The organism is Youhaiella tibetensis, from assembly GCF_008000755.1.
Classification (GTDB): Bacteria; Pseudomonadota; Alphaproteobacteria; order Rhizobiales; family Devosiaceae; genus Paradevosia; species Paradevosia tibetensis.
Window position 1 is genome coordinate 1,240,454 of the sequence record NZ_CP041690.1, and the last position, 17,350, is coordinate 1,257,803.

General features: G+C 65.4%; 15 protein-coding genes. 11 read left to right on the top strand and 4 right to left on the bottom strand.

Annotated elements, in window-relative coordinates; translation table 11 throughout:
* Positions 1 to 120: 120 nt before the first annotated feature.
* Positions 121 to 1,011, bottom strand: coding sequence for a transcriptional regulator GcvA (gene gcvA, locus FNA67_RS06055; RefSeq protein ID WP_049704353.1), 891 nt, complete (start codon positions 1,009 to 1,011; stop codon positions 121 to 123).
* Between the two features lie 143 nt (positions 1,012 to 1,154).
* Here gcvA and FNA67_RS06060 point away from each other — a divergent pair, with 143 nt between their 5' ends.
* From FNA67_RS06060 to FNA67_RS06110, 11 genes are all read left to right on the top strand, one after another.
* Positions 1,155 to 2,339, top strand: coding sequence for a hypothetical protein (locus FNA67_RS06060; RefSeq protein WP_147655402.1), 1,185 nt, complete (start codon positions 1,155 to 1,157; stop codon positions 2,337 to 2,339).
* 21 nt (positions 2,340 to 2,360) lie between these two features.
* A complete protein-coding gene (locus FNA67_RS06065; RefSeq protein WP_147655403.1) occupies positions 2,361 to 3,443 on the top strand; it encodes a ketopantoate reductase family protein in 1,083 nt (360 codons plus the stop codon).
* On the top strand, positions 3,440 to 4,567 hold the full coding sequence (locus tag FNA67_RS06070) for a Gfo/Idh/MocA family protein (RefSeq protein WP_147655404.1): 1,128 nt from the start codon (positions 3,440 to 3,442) through the stop codon (positions 4,565 to 4,567). Before FNA67_RS06065 ends, FNA67_RS06070 begins: the two co-directional genes overlap by 4 nt.
* A complete protein-coding gene (locus tag FNA67_RS06075) occupies positions 4,564 to 6,183 on the top strand; it encodes a DUF885 family protein (RefSeq protein WP_147655405.1) in 1,620 nt (539 codons plus the stop codon). Before FNA67_RS06070 ends, FNA67_RS06075 begins: the two co-directional genes overlap by 4 nt.
* Positions 6,180 to 7,205, top strand: a complete 1,026-nt coding sequence (locus FNA67_RS06080; protein ID WP_147655406.1) for an ABC transporter ATP-binding protein — start codon at positions 6,180 to 6,182, stop codon at positions 7,203 to 7,205. The genes FNA67_RS06075 and FNA67_RS06080 overlap by 4 nt, the downstream gene beginning before the upstream one ends.
* Entirely contained in the window at positions 7,198 to 8,196 is a 999-nt protein-coding gene (locus FNA67_RS06085) for an ABC transporter ATP-binding protein (protein ID WP_147655407.1), read from the top strand. The genes FNA67_RS06080 and FNA67_RS06085 overlap by 8 nt, the downstream gene beginning before the upstream one ends.
* A gap of 105 nt (positions 8,197 to 8,301) precedes the next feature.
* A complete protein-coding gene (locus FNA67_RS06090) occupies positions 8,302 to 9,231 on the top strand; it encodes a 2-hydroxyacid dehydrogenase (RefSeq protein WP_170267232.1) in 930 nt (309 codons plus the stop codon).
* 59 nt (positions 9,232 to 9,290) lie between these two features.
* Positions 9,291 to 10,901 carry an ABC transporter substrate-binding protein gene (locus tag FNA67_RS06095; protein WP_049704360.1) on the top strand — a complete coding sequence of 537 codons (1,611 nt, stop codon included), beginning with the start codon at positions 9,291 to 9,293 and terminating at the stop codon, positions 10,899 to 10,901.
* 67 nt (positions 10,902 to 10,968) lie between these two features.
* Positions 10,969 to 11,922, top strand: a complete 954-nt coding sequence (locus tag FNA67_RS06100) for an ABC transporter permease (protein WP_147655409.1) — start codon at positions 10,969 to 10,971, stop codon at positions 11,920 to 11,922.
* Positions 11,915 to 12,796 (top strand): ABC transporter permease, encoded by an 882-nt coding sequence (locus tag FNA67_RS06105; protein ID WP_147655410.1) that lies wholly within the window; start codon positions 11,915 to 11,917, stop codon positions 12,794 to 12,796. Before FNA67_RS06100 ends, FNA67_RS06105 begins: the two co-directional genes overlap by 8 nt.
* Before the next feature lie 4 nt (positions 12,797 to 12,800).
* Positions 12,801 to 14,459, top strand: a complete 1,659-nt coding sequence (locus tag FNA67_RS06110; RefSeq protein ID WP_210246443.1) for a gamma-glutamyltransferase — start codon at positions 12,801 to 12,803, stop codon at positions 14,457 to 14,459.
* A gap of 57 nt (positions 14,460 to 14,516) precedes the next feature.
* Here FNA67_RS06110 and FNA67_RS06115 read toward each other — a convergent pair whose 3' ends face one another.
* Genes FNA67_RS06115 through FNA67_RS06125 form a run of 3 tightly spaced genes read right to left on the bottom strand, consistent with a single transcriptional unit; the run spans position 14,517 to position 17,340 of the window.
* Complete coding sequence (locus tag FNA67_RS06115; protein WP_147655411.1) at positions 14,517 to 15,575, bottom strand: ABC transporter ATP-binding protein; 1,059 nt, start codon at positions 15,573 to 15,575, stop codon at positions 14,517 to 14,519.
* A gap of 3 nt (positions 15,576 to 15,578) precedes the next feature.
* The gene (locus tag FNA67_RS06120; RefSeq protein ID WP_147655412.1) at positions 15,579 to 16,421 is read right to left on the bottom strand and encodes a carbohydrate ABC transporter permease; all 843 of its coding nucleotides are present in this window, start codon (positions 16,419 to 16,421) and stop codon (positions 15,579 to 15,581) included.
* Positions 16,411 to 17,340, bottom strand: coding sequence for a carbohydrate ABC transporter permease (locus FNA67_RS06125; RefSeq protein ID WP_049704366.1), 930 nt, complete (start codon positions 17,338 to 17,340; stop codon positions 16,411 to 16,413). Before FNA67_RS06125 ends, FNA67_RS06120 begins: the two co-directional genes overlap by 11 nt.
* Between the last annotated feature and the right edge of the window lie 10 nt (positions 17,341 to 17,350).

The following is a 17,350-nucleotide window of genomic DNA, read 5'->3' on the forward strand; positions in this document are numbered from 1 at the left end:
TTCCCGACCCCAGCCCGGTTTTTCGGAAAACTAACGACTCGTCCGCCTCCGGCAAGGCGCATAAAGATCGCCGTTCCATGAGATGAAAGAATGCACGAAGCCGGGCGTATGCGTTTCGCCCTACTGTAATTGCGAGATAAGCCACCGGCGGAATGCCAGTACCCTGGGCAGTTGCGCCTTGGATGCCGGGGTGACGAGGTAGTAGGCGCCCGGCCCCGAAACGCGCTCGTGGATGGGGGCGACGAGGCTCCCGTCGCGCAGTTCGTTCTCGATCAGGAAGGTCGGCAACAGCGCCACCCCGAGCCCGGCCTTGACCGCCTCGATGATCATGAAGAAGTGCTCGAGGCTCGGTCCCCATTGTATGTCGCGGAGCGAATTCTCGGTCGTCTGGAACCAGTGGTCCCATGAATGCGGGCGCGTCGAGTGCCGGATCAGCCGGTGATGGCGCAGCGATGAAGCGTCCACGATCGGGTGCGGTCCGGCCATGAGCTGGGGCGTGCACACGACCTGCACCTCCTCGCTCATCAACGGGTCGATCACGGCATCGGGCCATTGCCCGGGGCCGAACCGGATCGCCACGTCGATCCGCTCCTTGACGAAATCGAGCTCGCCGTCACTCGACACGATGTTGATGGCGATCTCCGGATGCGCCTCCTGGAACGAGGGCAGGCGCGGGACCAGCCAGCGCGTGCCGAAAGTTGGCAGCATGCCGATCGAGAGCGTACCGCGCCCTTCCTGCGACGAGATCAGCTCGACCGTCCCCGCCTCGATGAGGTCGAGCGACTTGCTCACCAGCCCGCTGTAATAGCGCCCCTGGTCGGTCAGCTCGATGCGCCGCGACCGTCGGGTGAACAGGGGCACCTGCAGGTATTCCTCCAGGCTGTGCACCAGGCGGCTGGCCGCGCTCTGCGTCACGTTGAGCTCTTCGGCGGCGCGGGTGAACGAGTTGTGGCGGGCCACCGCCTCGAAAGTCCGCAATGCGTTCAGGGAAGGGAGGAGGCGTCCACGCACGAGTTTTCATTCCTTCAGGTCATGCAAGGGCGATCTTTATGCGCCTTGTGGGGCCGCGCCAAGTGGGTAGCGTGACGATTGAAAAAAGTTGCCCCGGGCGCTGTGGCGATCCGGGCACGTCGATCAATCCGGGGGGAAACCTCATGAATTCGCATGAAATCGGTCGGGAGCTGACCGCGATCACCATGGGCATGGATGCGTTCGAGCGCCGCCAGCCCGCCGACCGCAGCCTCATGGGTGGAGAGGGCCTAGTTCCCATCTACCTGGGGGATTCTTCCCTTGAGCAAAGGCACTACGACGACATCGAGACGGTCAAGGCCGACCTCGCCGCCCTGGGCGGGAAGATCGACGCGCTGCCCGAGGGGCCGCGCAAGGTCTTCCTCTCCGGCATGCTCAGGTCGCTGCGCGTCGCCGCCAAGATGCTCGCCGGAGCGAGCCCGTCCTTCGAGGAAAAAGTCATCGATCTGGTCGGCGCGCCCGCTGGCAGGGAAGACCCCGCGGTGATCGAGGATGCCCGCTCCAAGCTCGACGTGCTGCTCCGCCAGTCGGGCTTCGTCACCGGCACCCTGGGCGAGCGCGTCGCCGCCTGGGAGGAAGCCCGCGCCGTTCCCACCGAAAAGGTGGAGACCGTCTTCCGCGAACTGATGAGCGCCGCCAAGGCCAGGACCGACGCCATGATCTTCCCGACCGGGGATTACGACATGGTGCTCAACCCGGTCCGCGGCATGTTCTACACGGCGCGCTGCTCGTTCAACGATGGCAAGATGGATCTCAACTTCGACCTGAGCTTCACCCGCGCCGCGCTCAAGCACCTGGTTTGCCACGAAGTGTTTCCTGGCCATTCCACCCAGCTGCTGTCGACCAAGGCCGCATTCGAATCGGGCGAGGCTCCGGCCGATGCCCTGCTCATCACCACCGACGCCATTACCGGCTGCGTGCAGGAAGGGATCGGCGACCAGGGCGTCCACCTCATCGATTTCGTTGAGGACGCGGACGACGAGATCCATATCGAGCTGCGCCGTGTCCGCAGCGCCGCCCAGACCAGCGCCGCCTGGATGCTGATGGTCGAAGGCGTCGGCCGCGAGGATGTCGCCAATTACCTGCGCAACACGGCAATGGGCCAGGAAGCCTGGGTTCAGGGGCGCCTGCGCATGGCGGCCCACCCCTTCCGCGGAGCCTTCATTTCCTCCTACTGGGCGGGCAACGAGGTGGTCCGCAAGGTGCGTGAACGCGTAACCGAGGCAGAGCGTCCCGCCTTCATCAAGGCGCTCTACTCCTACGCGAACTCCCCCGAGAGCCTCTCGATGTTCCCGCAAGTCGCCAACTAACCGGAAGGTCAGGGCCCACCCATGAAATTCACCATTATCGGTGCCGGCGCCATCGGCGGTCTTGCCGGCGCCTACATGACCAAGGCCGGCCACGATGTGCTCCTGGTCGATCGCTGGAAAGAACATGTCGATGCCCTCAACGAAAAGGGCATGACCATAGACGGCGTTCGGGGCGACCTGAACGTCAAGGTCAAGGCGGCCACGCCCGACCAATTGTCGGGCGATCTCGGCGTCGTCCTCATCGCCACCAAGTCCCAGCACACCCTCGAAGCCCTCAAGCAGATCGTGCCGCTGCTCACGCCGCAAAGCGCGGTCGTCTCCTACCAGAACGGCTTCAACGAGCCCGACATGATCGCGCTGCTCGACGAGCACGGCCTTCCGGGCAAGGACATCATCATCGGCTCGATCCCCAATTACGGCGGCGCGCTGGTGGACCCGGGCTATATCGAATTCGTTCACGAGGGCCCGATCCAGCTCGGCGAAATGAGCGGCGAGATGACCCCGCGCCTCAAGGAAATCGGCGACGCGCTCTCGGCGCTCACCGAGGTTCAATATTCGGATCGCATCTGGGGCCAGATCTGGGCCAAGGAAGTCTATTCGGCGCAAGTGGTGTTCTCGGCCCTCGCCGACGCCAAGATCCGCGATACGCTCGGCGTGGAGCGCTACGCCCGCCTCGCCGGCGCCATCGTCAAGGAAGCGCTCGAGATCGCCGACGCCAACAACATCGACATCCAGGCTTTCGATTTCTTCGATCCCGCCAATTACCGCGTGAAGACCGCCGAGGACACCAAGAAGCTCCTCGCCAATATCGACCACGCCATCTGGCTCCTCAAGAAGGACCAGGACAACAAGCCGACCCACAACTTCAAGAAAAAGGGCTCGGGCATCTGGTGGGACATCGTCTATCGCAAGCGCCCCTCCGAGACCCGCGCCTTTGCCGGCAAGCTCATCGAGTTCGGCAAGAAGGCCGGCGCCGATACCCGTCTCAACGAGAAGATGGTCGGCATGATCTACGAGATCGAGGACGGCAAGCGCGAACTCGGCTTCCATAATTATGATGAACTCGAAGCCTATGCGGCGGAGATCGGAAAGACCCTGCCATGAGCGCTTCAACCACCAGCAAACTCGGCGTCGGACTTATCGGCGCACACACCTGGGCCGACAAGGCGCATCTCCCCGGCTACAAGGCGCATGAGCGCGTCGACCTGATCGCCGTCTGCGACCTGGATGCCGACCGCGCCAGGGCCATGGGCGAAAAGTATGGAGCAAGGAAGGTCTTCACCGACCCCGAGAAACTCATCGCCGATCCCGACGTGCAGATGGTGGACGTCTGCACCCCGACCCACACCCACCTGCCGCTGAGCCTGGCCGCCATTGCGGCCGGCAAGCACGTGCTCTCGGAAAAGCCGCTGCACACGGAAGCGGCGCCGGCTTTCGACGCAGCCGCCAGGGCCGACGCCAAGGGCGTCCGTACCAAGCTCGGCTTCACCTTCCGCTATTCGCCGGCCATCCGGCAGATCAAGAAGTGGATCGATGACGGCACGCTCGGCGAAATCTTTCACATCCACGGCTTCGAGCAGAATTCGCAATGGCTCGATCCGCAGGAGCCGCTGCGCCAGATCACCCCGGGCGTCGACCGCAACTCCCTGATTCCGGCCTCGATCGTCGGCTACGGCTCGCACCTCATCGATCTGATGCGCTGGCTGGGCGGCGAGTTCGGCTCGGTCGCCTCGACCATGAAGAACTTCATTCCCGAGCGCATCGTGCGCGGTGAAGTCGGTCTTCAGAAGATCAAGGTCGAGGACGGCGCGGTGGCGCTGGTCGAATATGCCAGCGGCGCGCAGGGCCTGCTGCAGACCTCCTACGTCGCCGTCGGCAATTATCCGGGCGTCGAGATCCGCGTCTATGGCTCGAAGGGCGCCGCCGTCGCCCGCCTGATCTCGGAATTCGGCACCGCCGAAACCCTCAAGATCGCCAAGGCCGAAGCCGTCGAGTTCATCCCCTATGACGTCGGCGCCGAAGCGCTGCCGCCCGGCACCACGCTCAATACGCCCTGGCCCGAACTCTATTATCGCAATCTCGTCCGCCATTTCGTCGATGAGATCCTCGAGGACCGCCCGCAGGAATGCACGTTCTTCGATGGCGCCAAGAGCCAGGAAATCGTCGACGCGATCATAAAGGCGCATTTCGAGCGCCGTTGGGTCGATCTGCCGGGCGTTGGCGCATGAGCGGCTACGATCCGGCCCTGGTAGACGACTTCCTGGAGCACCATTGGCGCTATCGGCCCGTGGATGCGACCTTCATGGGCAATCGCGACCATGACCATCGCCTGCCTCCGGTCGGCCCTGGCGTGCTGGCGGAGGAGCTGGACGGCAACCGGGTGCTCCACGCCCGCATTGCCGCGACGCCTGAACCGCCCGCTCTCGGCGATCGGCTCGACCGCCGCATGATGCTGGCCGAACTCGAGGTGCAGGCGGCCGCGATCGCGGCACGCCCGCGACTGGCCAATCCGGCTTGGCTCTCGGGCGAGGCTGCGTTTTCGATAATTTCGCTGCTCCTTCCCCAGACCGCTCCGGTCCGGCACGACGCGCTGCGCGCCCGTCTTTCCGCAATTCCGGCATTCCTGGCCGACGGCGCTGCGGCCCTGGCCGGCACACCGACCCCCGCCGGCTGGATGCGGCGCGCCCGCCGCGAAGCCCAGGCCATGGCGGTATTCCTGCGCGAGGACATCGCGCTGCACGACGAATATACGCCCGACTGGGACAATGCCCGAAGCGGCGCCGCTGCCGCTTTCGAGCGCTTTGCCGCAGCCATCGAGGGCCTTCCCGACGCTGATCCGGCCTGTGGCGAAGAGTATCTGGCGCTGATCATGAAGCGCCAGCACGGCCTCGCGCTTTCTCCCACGGAGGCGGTGGAGCAGGCACGGTCGGCGTTCGACCGCATGGGCGAGGAGCTCGTCGCGATGGCGAGCGCCATCGACGGGAACCGCTCCTGGCAGGACATCGTCGCCGGTCTCGGCAAGATCGGTCCGCGGACCGTCGAGGAGGCCTTCGCCTCCTATCGCGCCATCGACATGGAAGCCCGCGCCGCCGCACCGGGCCTGGTGACGCCGGCGGTGGAGTACGGGCTCGACTATCGCTGGATGAGCCCTTGTTTCCGCCGGATCAGCCAGTCGCTCTATTTCCTCTTCTACCGTTCCCCGCCGGGCCTCGATGCCGGGCAGGGGAGCGTCTACTGGGTCACACCGCCGGGCGACGACGAAGCCGCATTCCTTGCCGCCAACAATACGGCGACGGTAAAGACCATCCACTCCGTCCATCATGGCGGCGTGGGGCATCACACCCAGAACGCGCGGGCCCGCGTCGCGCACTCGCGGCTGGCGCGGATCGCCGGCACCGATTGTGCCCTGGGCCTCGCCTTCCTCGGGGCCGGCACCCTCATCGAAGGCTGGGCCTGCTACGTGGAGGACCTCCTCATGGAAGCCCCGGGCTTCTATTCGCCCGAGGAGGAAATCCTGCTCAAGCAATATGAGCGGCGCAACGCGGCGAGCGTTCTGGTCGACATCAACCTCCATCTGGGGCGCTGGACGCAGGAACAGGCGGCAGCCTTCTATCGCGACGAAGCCGGCTTTGCGCCCTCGCGCGTCGAGGGGGAGGTCGTGCGCAATTCCATGATGCCCGGATCGCGCCTGATGTATTGGCTGGGCGTGGAAGGCATCAAGGCGCTGCGCGGCCGCTGGAAGTCCGACACGCAATCTTTCCACGACGCGCTCCTCAGCTACGGCCACGTGCCGCTGGCATGGATCGCCGAGGAAATGGACCGGGCAGGGCAACTCAACCCATGATCGAGCAAAGCACGGCACCGCTGCTGGACATCAAGGGGCTCGTCACCGAGTTCCGCACGGAGACTGGCCTGGTCCGCGCCGTCAAGGGCGTCGACCTTGCCATCGGGCAGGGCGAGACCGTGGCCCTGGTGGGCGAGAGCGGCTCTGGCAAGTCCGTGACCAGCCTTTCGGTAATGCGCCTCATCCCCAAGGGCGTCGGGGCGATAACCGGCGGGCAGATCCTCTTCCGTGACCGCAGCGGCGCGATCATCGATCTCGCTGCGCAGTCCGAGGACGCCATGCGCGCCATTCGCGGCAACCAGATCTCGATGATCTTCCAGGAGCCGATGACCTCGCTCAATCCGACCCAGAAGGTCGGCGCGCAGATCGCCGAGGCGGCTCGCCTGCACCAGGGCCTCACGCGGGCCCAGGCAAAGGCGCGCGCCATCGAGATGCTGGCCCTCGTGGAAATCCCCGAGCCGGCCCGTCGCGCCGAGGTCTATCCGCACCAGATGTCCGGCGGCATGCGCCAGCGGGTCATGATCGCCATGGCGCTAGCCTGCAATCCGGCGCTGCTCATTGCCGACGAGCCCACCACCGCGCTCGACGTGACTGTGCAGCTGCAGATTCTCGAGCTCATGCGCCGCCTGCAGCGCGAACTGGGCATGGGCATCCTTTTCATCACCCACAACCTGGGCGTCGTGGCCGAGATCGCCGACAGGGTCGCGGTGATGTATGGGGGCCGCATCGTCGAGACGGCTCCGGTCAACCAGCTCTTCGCGGCACCCCGGCACCCCTATACCCGTGGCCTGCTGGAAAGCCTGCCGACCGCCGATCATGCAGCCCGCGCCCGCGGCGAGACGCCTCGGCTCAAGGCAATTCCGGGCAGCGTCGTCGACCCGCGCAACCCGCCGGCCGGCTGCGATTTCAACCCGCGTTGCGCGCTGGCCGTCGCCAATTGCCGGGCCGAGGTGCCTCCCCTCTTCGAGGTGGGCCCAGGTCACCAATCCCGCTGCTTCCAATGGAGCGAACTGAATGGTTGAGCCGCTTCTGGTCGTGAACGACCTAAAAGTTCACTTTCCGCTGGGCAAGACGCTTTTCAACCGCGGTGTCGACGTCAAGGCCGTCGATGGCGTGTCGTTTACCGTCGGGCGGGGCGAGGTCGTTGGCCTCGTCGGGGAATCGGGGTCGGGCAAGACCACGCTGGGCCGTTCCGTTCTGCGGCTGATCGAGCCGACCGCCGGCACCGTCGCCATGGACGGTCGCGACATCACCGGTCTCCCGCCGCGCGAGATGAAGGCCCTGCGCTCGCGCATGCAGATCATTTTCCAGGATCCCTATGCCAGCCTCAATCCGAGGATGAGCGTCGGCCAGATCATCGGCGAGGCCCTCATGCTCCACGGCATCGGCACCCGCCAGGATCGCGGCGCGCGGGTGGCTGCCCTTCTCGAGCAGGTCGGCCTGCCCGCGCAGGCGGCGTCGCGTTTCCCGCATGAGTTTTCCGGCGGGCAACGCCAGCGCATCGGCATCGCCCGCGCCCTTGCCGTCAGCCCCGACTTCATAGTTGCGGACGAGCCGGTTTCGGCGCTCGACGTCTCCATCCAGGCCCAGATCATCAATCTCCTGCAGGACCTGCGCCGGCAGCTTGGATTGTCGCTGCTCTTCATCGGCCACGATCTGTCGGTGATCGAGTTCCTGTGTGACCGCGTCATCGTGCTCTACCTCGGCAAGATCATGGAGGTCGCCACCGCCGCCGACCTCTATGCATCGCCCCGGCACCCCTATACGCGCGCGCTTCTCGATGCCGCCCCGGTGCCCGATCCGACCGTCAGGCGCGAGCGCATCACGCTCAAGGGCGACCTGCCCAGCCCGATCTCCCCGCCCAGCGGTTGCGTGTTCCGCACACGCTGCCCCTTCGCCATCCCGGCCTGTGCCGAGGTCGTGCCGCCGCTCGAGGGCGTTGGCGACCAGCACCAGGTCGCCTGCATCCGCGCCAACGAGCTCGACCTGAGCCCGGCGCGCGGAGCCGCATGACCCCCATGTCATCCATGCGCCCCGGTTTCCATGAGTTGCGATGCATGGAAAACGAAGATTTTCGGGCGTTGCATGATCCGATCCGACCCATTCATCCTGATAGCCATGAAACGAATATTCATCTCCTCGCGCGGCAACCCTGAGCATCTGGCGGAGCTTTTCCGCCGGGAACTGCCCGGCTACGACGTCCTCACCACCCAGCCCGGTCCGGACGATCCGGCGGTGCAGTACATCGTGGTCGGAAGGCCCGCGCCCGGAGTGATCGCCGCCGTTCCCGGCATCGAGCTCGTCCTTAGCCTCAATGCCGGGGTCGAGCACCTGCTGGCCAGTGGCGAGGTCCCCGATGGGCTCCCGATCGTGCGGCTGGTCGACGAGGGACTGGCGCTGGGCATGGCCGAGTGGGTGCTGGCCCAGGCCCTGGCCTGGCATCGCAACCTCTTCGACTACGCCGAGGTCCAGAAGCGCGCCGAGTGGACGCCACGGGCCGAAAAGCTGGCGAACGAGCGCCGCGTGGCGGTGCTGGGCGCGGGCGCGCTCGGGCGTCCTGTTGCCGAGCATTTCGTCCGCTTCGGCTTTGACACCCGGGTCTGGTCGCGCACCCGCCACGATATCCCCGGCGCTGCGACTTTTGCCGGCAGGGAGCAGCTGCTCGAGGCCGTCGCGGGCAGCGACATCCTGGTCAACCTGCTGCCGCTGACCGCCGAGACCGCCGGCATCATTGATGCCTCCGTGTTCGCGGCGCTCAACCAGGGCGCGTTCTTCATCAATGGCGCGCGTGGGGCGCACGTTGTGGACGCCGACCTGCTTGCCGCGCTGGATTCAGGGCAGCTGAGCGGCGCCGCGCTCGACGTCTTCCGCGTCGAGCCGCTGCCCGCAGATGACCCGTTCTGGCGGCATCTGAAAATCCGCGTGTCTCCGCACGTGGCGGCCCCGACGCACGCCCATGTGGCGGTCAAGGAAATGGCCGAGAACATCCGTCGGTTCGAGCGCGGTGAGGCGATCCCTCATCTCGTTGATCGGACCGCCGGCTACTGAACTACAGACCGGGGACAACCCGGCTGAGGGAAACAACAAAGGGCAAAAGGTAGGAACACATGACTTTCAAACCAACTCGTCGCAGCGTGCTGCAGGGAATGCTCGCCGGTTCGGCTGCTTTTGCGGTGATGGGGGCCTTCCCGGCCTTCGCCCAGCAGAAGGGCGGCAAGCTGACTGTCGGTCTCACCTATGAAATCGACACCATGAACGTCTATTCCACCGGCTTCCTGGGTGACGCCCAGGCCGCGGTGGTCGAAGGGCTGCTGGCGCCCGACGAGCACGCCAAGTACGTGCCGGTCCTCGCCACCGAAGTGCCCACCCTCGAGAACGGCGGCATCGTCGTCTCCGAGGACGGCAAGACCATGAAGATCACCTACAAGCTGCGCCCGGGCGTCAAGTGGCACGACGGCGCGCCCTTCACCTCCGCCGACGTCAAGTACACCTGGGAAGCGGTCAAGGATCCGGCCTTCATCGCCGAGTCCAAGGATGGCTCGTCCGAGGTCGAGAGCATCGACACTCCGGACGACCTGACGGTCGTGGTGAACTACAACACCATCCTGCCGACCTTCGCCTCCACGCTCTTTACCTTCGGCATCATGCCCAAGCACCTGCTCGAAGGTACCGATCTGAACACCTCGTCCTACAACGAGACTCCGGTCGGCACCGGTCCCTTCAAGGTCACCGAATTCGTTCGTGGCCAGTATGTGGTGACCGAGCGCTTCGAGGACTATTGGCGCAAGGCCGACAACGGCGATCAGCTGCCCTACCTGGACGGCATCATCTTCAAGATGATCCCGGACACCAACACGCTCATCACCCAGCTCAAGTCCGGTGAAGTGCAGCTCGTCGTTCAGACCCCCTACAACCAGGCCGCCCAGGTCGAGGGGATCGACGGCATCGAGCTGGTCAAGGGGCCGCTGCTGTCCTGGCAGCACCTGGACTTCAACTTCAAGCGTCCTTCGCTCGCCGACATCAATGTCCGCAAGGCCATCGCGTCCGCGATCGATCGCTCCATCCTGATCAAGGCGCAAGGCGGCTTCCCTGAGGCCATCAAGTCCCCGGTCGTGCCGGTGTTCGACTTCTACGACCCGAACACGCCCGAAACCGCCTATGACGTCGAAGCCGCCAAGAAGCTGCTCGACGACGCCGGCTACAAGCCCGGTGGCGACGGCATCCGCGAGAAGGACGGCGAGCGGCTCTCCTATACCTTCATGGTGCAGGCCGGCCGTGCCGATGACGAACTTGCCCAGCAGGTCATCATCGCCCAGCTCAAGGCCATCGGCATCGAGGCTACCGCCGACAACAAGACCGGCGTCGCTTATCGCGAGGCCCGCTACAAGGGCGGTTACGACCTGATCTACGGTCGCTGGATCACCTCGGCCGACCCGGTCTACTCGGTGTTCTGGGGCACCGGTGGCGCCAACAACGGCCAGTCCTACTCCAACCCGGCGCTTGACGCGGCATTCGGCAAGTTCGAGAACACTCTCGATCCGGCCGTGCGCAAGGAGGCTGCGGCCGAGTTCCAGAAGATCCTGGCCGAGGACCTGCCCACCATCTCCCTGACCACCAACGTGGCCCTGATCGCCAAGACCGAGAAGCTGAAGAACTTCGTCCCGAACCCGACCAACATGACGAACTTCGTCAACTCCAGCCCCTGGTATCTCGAATAGTGCTGATTTCCATGCTCTTCTGCTTCCGGCGCCCTGCGCCGGAAGCAGTACTGGACCGCGAGGCATCATGAGTTTCGGTTTTATCCTGCGCCGGCTCGGTGGAGCGATCCCTCTGCTCCTGGGTATCTCGCTCATCCTGTTCGCGATCATCCACCTGGCTCCAGGTGGCCCCCTCGACATGTACACGGACAATCCGGCCGTAAGCCAGGAGGCGCTCGACCAGATCGCGCAGGCCTATGGTCTGGATCAGCCCGTGCCCGTGCAGTATTTCCTCTGGCTCAAGGCCATGGTCGTTGGAGACTGGGGTTATTCGATCCGCACCGGCAGGCCGGTCCTGACCGAGATCGCGCTGCGCCTCGGACCGACCCTGCAGCTCGGCGGCCTGGCGCTCCTGCTTTCCCTTTGCATTGCCATCCCCCTCGGCGTTCTGAGCGCGTCGCGTCGCGGCACCCCGCTCGACAACACTCTCACGCTCGCCTCCTTCGCCGGCATATCGGTGCCCGTGTTCTGGTTGGCGCTGTTGCTGCAGCTGCTGTTTTCAGTCCAGCTCGGCTGGCTGCCTTCGGCCGGCTACCAATCCATCGGCGACGGGTCATTCCCCGATCGCGTCGCGCACATCCTCATGCCTGCCGCGGTGCTCTCGCTCGCCACCATCGCCTCATGGAGCCGGTTCATCCGCTCCGGCATGGTCGACGTCCTCAACCAGGACTACATCCGCACCGCCTACGCCAAGGGGCGCGGCGAACGCGGCGTCCTGCTGTTTCATGCGCTGCGCAACGCCATGATACCGGCCGTGACCGTCATCGCGGTGGATTTCGGCACCGTCATTTCCGGCGCCGTCATCACGGAAACCGTCTTTGCCTGGCCCGGGATCGGGCGCCTCTTCATGGAGAGCATGGACGGACGCGACTATCCGATGCTGATGGGCCTGATGATGATGGGCTCCGTTGGCATCATCCTTGCCAATATTATCGCCGACATTGCTTACGCGGCGCTGGACCCGCGGATTCGCTATGGCTGATCTCTCGCTTACCCCCGCAACCGTCGCGCCGCCCCAGAGTTACGGGCGGCGGGCATTGCGCCGCTTCCTCAAGCACAAGCCGGCGGTCGCGGGGCTCGTGTTCCTGCTCGTCATGGGACTGATCGTGCTCATCGGGCCGTTCGTTTCGCCCTATGCATTCGATGCGCAGGATTTCACCCTCATCGGCTCTCCCGGCCCGATGACCTCGGCCCATTGGCTCGGTACCGACGAACTCGGGCGCGACGCCTTGACCCGGTTGATCCATGGTGGACGGATTTCGCTGGCCGTGGGTCTTGCCGGCGCCATCGTCTCGACGGTCCTCGGCACCCTGGTGGGCGCGCTGGCCGGTTTTTACCGGGGCTGGACCGACACGCTCCTGATGCGGTTCACCGACGTCATCCTCTGCATTCCCACGCTGCCGCTCGTGCTGCTCCTGTCCGGGCTCTTCCGCCCGAGCCCGCCGCTTCTCGTGGCAATCGTGGGCATTCTCATCTGGATGGGCACCGCGCGTCTCGTGCGCTCGCAATTCCTCACCCTGCGCGAACGCGAATTCGTCGAGGCGGCGCGGGCGCTGGGAGCGGGCGGCGCGCGCCTCATGTTCCGGCACATCCTGCCCAACGCCATCGGCCCGATCACCGTCGCCGCCACCCTGGCGGTGGGCAGCGCCATCATGCTGGAATCGGCGCTTTCCTTCCTCGGCTTCGGCATCCAGCCGCCGGTGCCGACCTGGGGCAACCTGCTCAACAGCGCCAGTTCCTGGCTGTCGGTCGCGCCCTGGCTCGCCATTCCGCCGGGCCTGTGCATCCTGCTTACCGTGCTCTCGGTCAATTTCCTCGGCGACGGCCTGCGCGACGCCCTCGAGCCCAAGGACTGACCCCGTGAGCGACCTCTCGCGCTATATCGTCGACCAGGGCCCCAAGCCGCTCGCGCGGGGCAGGGCGGTTGCCAGCACGGGAAATCCCGTCGTCACCGAGACCGTGATGAGTGTCCTCGCGTCGGGCGGCAACGCCGCCGATGCCGCAATCGCCGGAGCGCTGGTGCAGGCGGCGGTAGAGCCGCACCTCACCAGCCATGCCGGGATGGTGTCCTGCCTCTATTTCGATGCCGGCACCGGGACATCCCACCAGCTGAACGCCCTCGGCACGCTGGCGCCCGACCTGCCGCCGTTTCGTCCCATCAACGGCGTCGGCGGATGGGCGCGCGAGGGCGCGCCGGGTCCGCAGGCCGCCATTCCCGGCTTCATGCCGGGCCTCGGCGCCCTGCACGAGCGCTTCGGCAGCAGGCCCTGGGCCGAACTATGCGCGCCCGCCGTCCATTGGGCCGAACAGGGCCATCCCGTCTCGTCGTTCGAATACGGCGTCAACGTCTTCGCCGCTCCGTTCATCAGCTATTTCGAATCCGGCAGAAGCGTCTTCATGCCGGAAGGCTACCTGACGCCCGTTGGCCAGGTCGTGCGCAATCCCGAACTCGCGCGCACCCTTCGCCTGCTGGCGGAGGAGGGGCCCGCCTATTTCACCACCGGTGGCTGGGCGAAGGCCTTCATCGCCGCCGGCAACGCCCTGGGCTGGCCGGTGCGCCAGGACCATATGACCGCCAATCCCCCGCGCTGGCAGGAGCCGCTGCGGTTCAACCATCGCGGGCACGAGATCGTCGCGCTTTCCCCGCCGGAGCGGCAGGGGGCCTATTGCGCCCTGGTCCTGGGCGTCATGGATGCGCTCGGCGTCGCCGGAATGCAGCCGTTCGGCGCCGACCACGTCTTCTCCATGGCGCACGCCCTCCGTCTCGGAGACCAGGCCGCCGGCTTCCTCCACGATCCGCTCTACTTCGGCGCCGCGGCCGACGTGATGATGGATCCCGATTATCATCGTTCGCTCGCGCGCCTCATCGAGGCGGGGCGCTCGCGGGTCGACCTGACCGAGCACGTCCGCCTGACCCATGGCAACGCCGCCTTCCACGCATCGGGCTGGAACAGCGCGCGCAGCAAGGCGCCGGTCGGCTCCTGCGAAATCTCCATTGTCGATGCGAACGGCAACTGGGTGCAGATGATGAACACCATCCAGTCCGGCGGCATTCCCGGCATGGCGGTGGATGGCGTCTTCATGATGGGCTCGCACGAGCAGAGTTCGATGAGCGCCCATTTCGCCAATTGGCGGGTGCCGGGCGCGCGCATGCGCAACATCCTGGGGAATACCTTCGTCATGAAGGATGGCGCCCCCTGGCTGGCCCTCGGCACGCCGGGAAACGTCTACGCCACCGTCGCCCAGATGCTGGTCAATATCCTCGATTTCGGCATGACGCCGCAGGCCGCTTCCGACGCCCCGCGCATGCTTCCGATCGGCGACGACTACACACTCTCGATCGAGAGCCGCCTTGCGGCAGGGACCGTGCTCGACCTGACGGCTCTTGGGATCTCGCTGGCGCCCATGCCCGGCTGGGACTGGAACCAGGGCTCGTTCCAGATGTGCTGGCGCGACGGCAGCGACCTTGTCGCCGGCGCCGACTTCCGCCGCACCGGACAGGCTGCCGCGATAGGGTGACGCGCGACCGCCCCTGACTGCCGCGATGCGGGCGCCATGTGCGCTCGTACTTGCGCGCTAGTCGATCCGCAGTGTGGTTTGGGGGTCGAAGAGATGGACCTGGCCGGCCACCGGGCGGAGGACCAGACGATCACCCGGCCTGGCGGCGATGCGATGGTGGAAGAGGGCGATCAGCTCATTGCCACCAACCGAGAAGGTGACCTGGGTGTCCGAACCCATTGGCTCGACAAGCGTCACGTCTGCGGCAAAGCCGCCACTTTCCGCGATCTCGAAATGCTCCGGCCGGATGCCCAGGATGACCGGCTTTCCGTCATCGGCCTTCGGCCCGTCCGCAAGGGGGACGCTGTTGCCGGCCTGATCCACGAACGCGCCCGCACTGACCTTGCCGGGGATCAGGTTCATGGCGGGCGAACCGATGAACCCGGCCACGAACAGGTTGGCCGGACGATCGAAGAGTTCTAGCGGCGCGCCGATCTGTTCGACCTTGCCGGCGTTCATCACCACGATCTTGTCTGCCATGGTCATGGCCTCGACCTGGTCGTGCGTGACGTAGACGGTGGTGGTCTTGAGGCGCTGGTGGAGCCCCTTGATCTCGCCGCGCATGACCACGCGCAGCTTGGCGTCGAGGTTGGAGAGCGGTTCGTCGAAGAGGAAGACCTGCGGGTTGCGCACGATGGCGCGGCCCATGGCCACGCGCTGGCGCTGGCCGCCGGAAAGCTGGCCGGGACGGCGCTGCAGCAAGGGTTTGAGGCCAAGGATGTCGGCAGCCCAGTTCACGCGTTCCGCTATCTCGGCCTTGCTCGCACCGCGATGCTCGAGCGAGAAGCCCATGTTCTTTTCGACCGTCATGTGCGGGTAGAGCGCGTAGTTCTGGAACACCATGGCGATGTCCCGGTCCTTGGGCTCGAGGTCGTTGACCACGCGGTCGCCGATTTCCAGTTCGCCGGAGGTGATGGGTTCGAGCCCCGCGATCATGCGCAGAAGCGTGGACTTGCCGCAGCCGGAGGGACCGACCAGCACCACGAACTCGCCCTCGGCGATGTCGAGGTCGACACCATGGATGACATGGGCGTTGCCGTAGCTCTTCTTGATGTTGCGAAGGGTAACGGGGGCCATGGGCTAACCTTTAAGACCAGTGTGCGCGAGGCCTTCGATGAACTGACGCTGCGCGAAGATGAACACGATGAGAACCGGGATGGCGGTGAGGGTCGCCGCGGCGAGCTGGATGTTCCACATCGGGCCCTGGTAGACGTCGACATATTGGGTCAGCGCCTGCGGGAGCGTGAAACGCTCGGGGCTCGTCAGGAACACGATGGGCTCGAGATAGAGGTTCCAGGAGTGGAGGAAGGTGAAGATTGCCACCGCCGCCAGGGCCGGGCGGGCGAGGGGCAGGGCGATGGTCCAGAAGATCTTGAACCGCCCCAGGCCATCGACGCGCGCGGCCTCCTCCAACTCGCCGGGCAGCGAGATGAAGAACTGGCGCATGACGAAGGTAGCGAAGACGCTCGGCGCGCCGAAGATCGGCACGAGGATCAGCGGCCAGTGCGTGTTGATCATCCCCCACTTGAGGAACATCTGGAACAGCGGAACGATCGTGACTTCCGAGGGGATGAGCAGCCCCAGCAGCACCACCATGAAGATTAGGTTGGCGCCGGGGAACTTGATGCGCGCAAAGGCGTAGCCGGCCATCGAGGACACGATCATCGTGCCGATGGTGACGATCGCCGCGATATAGGCCGAGTTCCAGTATTGCTGCGCGAAGGGCTGCAGCTTGAAGACCTGAGCATAGGTCGAAAAATCGTAGGAGCGCGGGATGAGGTCCGGCGGGAAGGCGAAGATCTGGTCGATGGGTTTCACCGACGAGGTCACCATCCACCAGGTCGGAAAGACGAAGGGAATGGCGAGCACGCAGAGCAGCCCGTAGATCGCGACCTTGGCGCGGGGGGAGAACTCAGTTTTCATAGAACACGATCCTCCGGCGCATCTGCCACTGGGCGAAGGTGAGGATGGCGACGATCACGAACAGCAGGATCGAGATGGTGGCGCCGTAGCCGAAGCGGTGGAACTGAAAGGCCTGCTGGTAGAGGTAATAGACGAGCACCGTCGTCGACATGCCCGGGCCACCCTGGGTCAGCACGGCGATCTGGGCGAAGACCTGGAGCGAGCCGACGATGGTGATGATCGAGGTCAGCATGATGGTCGGGCTGATGAGCGGCAAGGTGATGCGGCGGAACTGCTTGAAGCGCGAGGCGCCATCGACGCGCGCGGCCTCATAGAGCTCCTTGGGCACGCCCTGGAGGGCGGCGAGGAACAGCACCATGTTGAGGCCGACATTCTTGAACACCTGCACGACGATGACCGAGATCATCGCGGTGGTCGGGTGGCGCAGCCAGTTGGGACCCTCGATCCCGATCATGCCGAGCAACCCGTTGATGCCGCCATTGGCCTGCAGCAGGAAGCTCCAGACGATGGTCCAGGCGACGAGCGAGACGACGACGGGCGAGAAATAGAGCGTGCGGAAGACCACGATGCCCTTGAGCTTCTGGTTGACCAGCACGGCCAGCAGCAGCGCCAGGCTCATGTTGAGGATGACCAGGCCCACCGAGAAGATCGCGGTCGCGCCGAGCACTTCGGGGATCGCCGGGTCGGCGAGCAGCTTGCGGTAATTGGCGTCGCCCTGGAACTTGAAGGTGCCCGCGAGCACGTTCCATTCGTGGAGCGAATACCAGAAGACGAGGCCCAGCGGGATCAGGACGAAGACGATGATGCCGATGAGCTGGGGCGCGATGAAGAGATAACCGGCGAGGCCGTCGCGGCGCTCGATGGTCCAGAAGGGGCGCTTGCGCGCCCGATCCGGTGTCTGTTGCGTGGCGACGGCCATTGGTTCGGTC

Coding starts and splice junctions, on each gene's coding strand:
- FNA67_RS06060 (WP_147655402.1), top strand. CDS start 1,155: ATGAATTCGCATGAAATCGGTCGGGAGCTGACCGCGATCACCATGGGC.
- FNA67_RS06065 (WP_147655403.1), top strand. CDS start 2,361: ATGAAATTCACCATTATCGGTGCCGGCGCCATCGGCGGTCTTGCCGGC.
- FNA67_RS06070 (WP_147655404.1), top strand. CDS start 3,440: ATGAGCGCTTCAACCACCAGCAAACTCGGCGTCGGACTTATCGGCGCA.
- FNA67_RS06075 (WP_147655405.1), top strand. CDS start 4,564: ATGAGCGGCTACGATCCGGCCCTGGTAGACGACTTCCTGGAGCACCAT.
- FNA67_RS06080 (WP_147655406.1), top strand. CDS start 6,180: ATGATCGAGCAAAGCACGGCACCGCTGCTGGACATCAAGGGGCTCGTC.
- FNA67_RS06085 (WP_147655407.1), top strand. CDS start 7,198: ATGGTTGAGCCGCTTCTGGTCGTGAACGACCTAAAAGTTCACTTTCCG.
- FNA67_RS06090 (WP_170267232.1), top strand. CDS start 8,302: ATGAAACGAATATTCATCTCCTCGCGCGGCAACCCTGAGCATCTGGCG.
- FNA67_RS06095 (WP_049704360.1), top strand. CDS start 9,291: ATGACTTTCAAACCAACTCGTCGCAGCGTGCTGCAGGGAATGCTCGCC.
- FNA67_RS06100 (WP_147655409.1), top strand. CDS start 10,969: ATGAGTTTCGGTTTTATCCTGCGCCGGCTCGGTGGAGCGATCCCTCTG.
- FNA67_RS06105 (WP_147655410.1), top strand. CDS start 11,915: ATGGCTGATCTCTCGCTTACCCCCGCAACCGTCGCGCCGCCCCAGAGT.
- FNA67_RS06115 (WP_147655411.1), bottom strand. CDS start 15,575: ATGGCCCCCGTTACCCTTCGCAACATCAAGAAGAGCTACGGCAACGCC.
- FNA67_RS06120 (WP_147655412.1), bottom strand. CDS start 16,421: ATGAAAACTGAGTTCTCCCCCCGCGCCAAGGTCGCGATCTACGGGCTG.
- FNA67_RS06125 (WP_049704366.1), bottom strand. CDS start 17,340: ATGGCCGTCGCCACGCAACAGACACCGGATCGGGCGCGCAAGCGCCCC.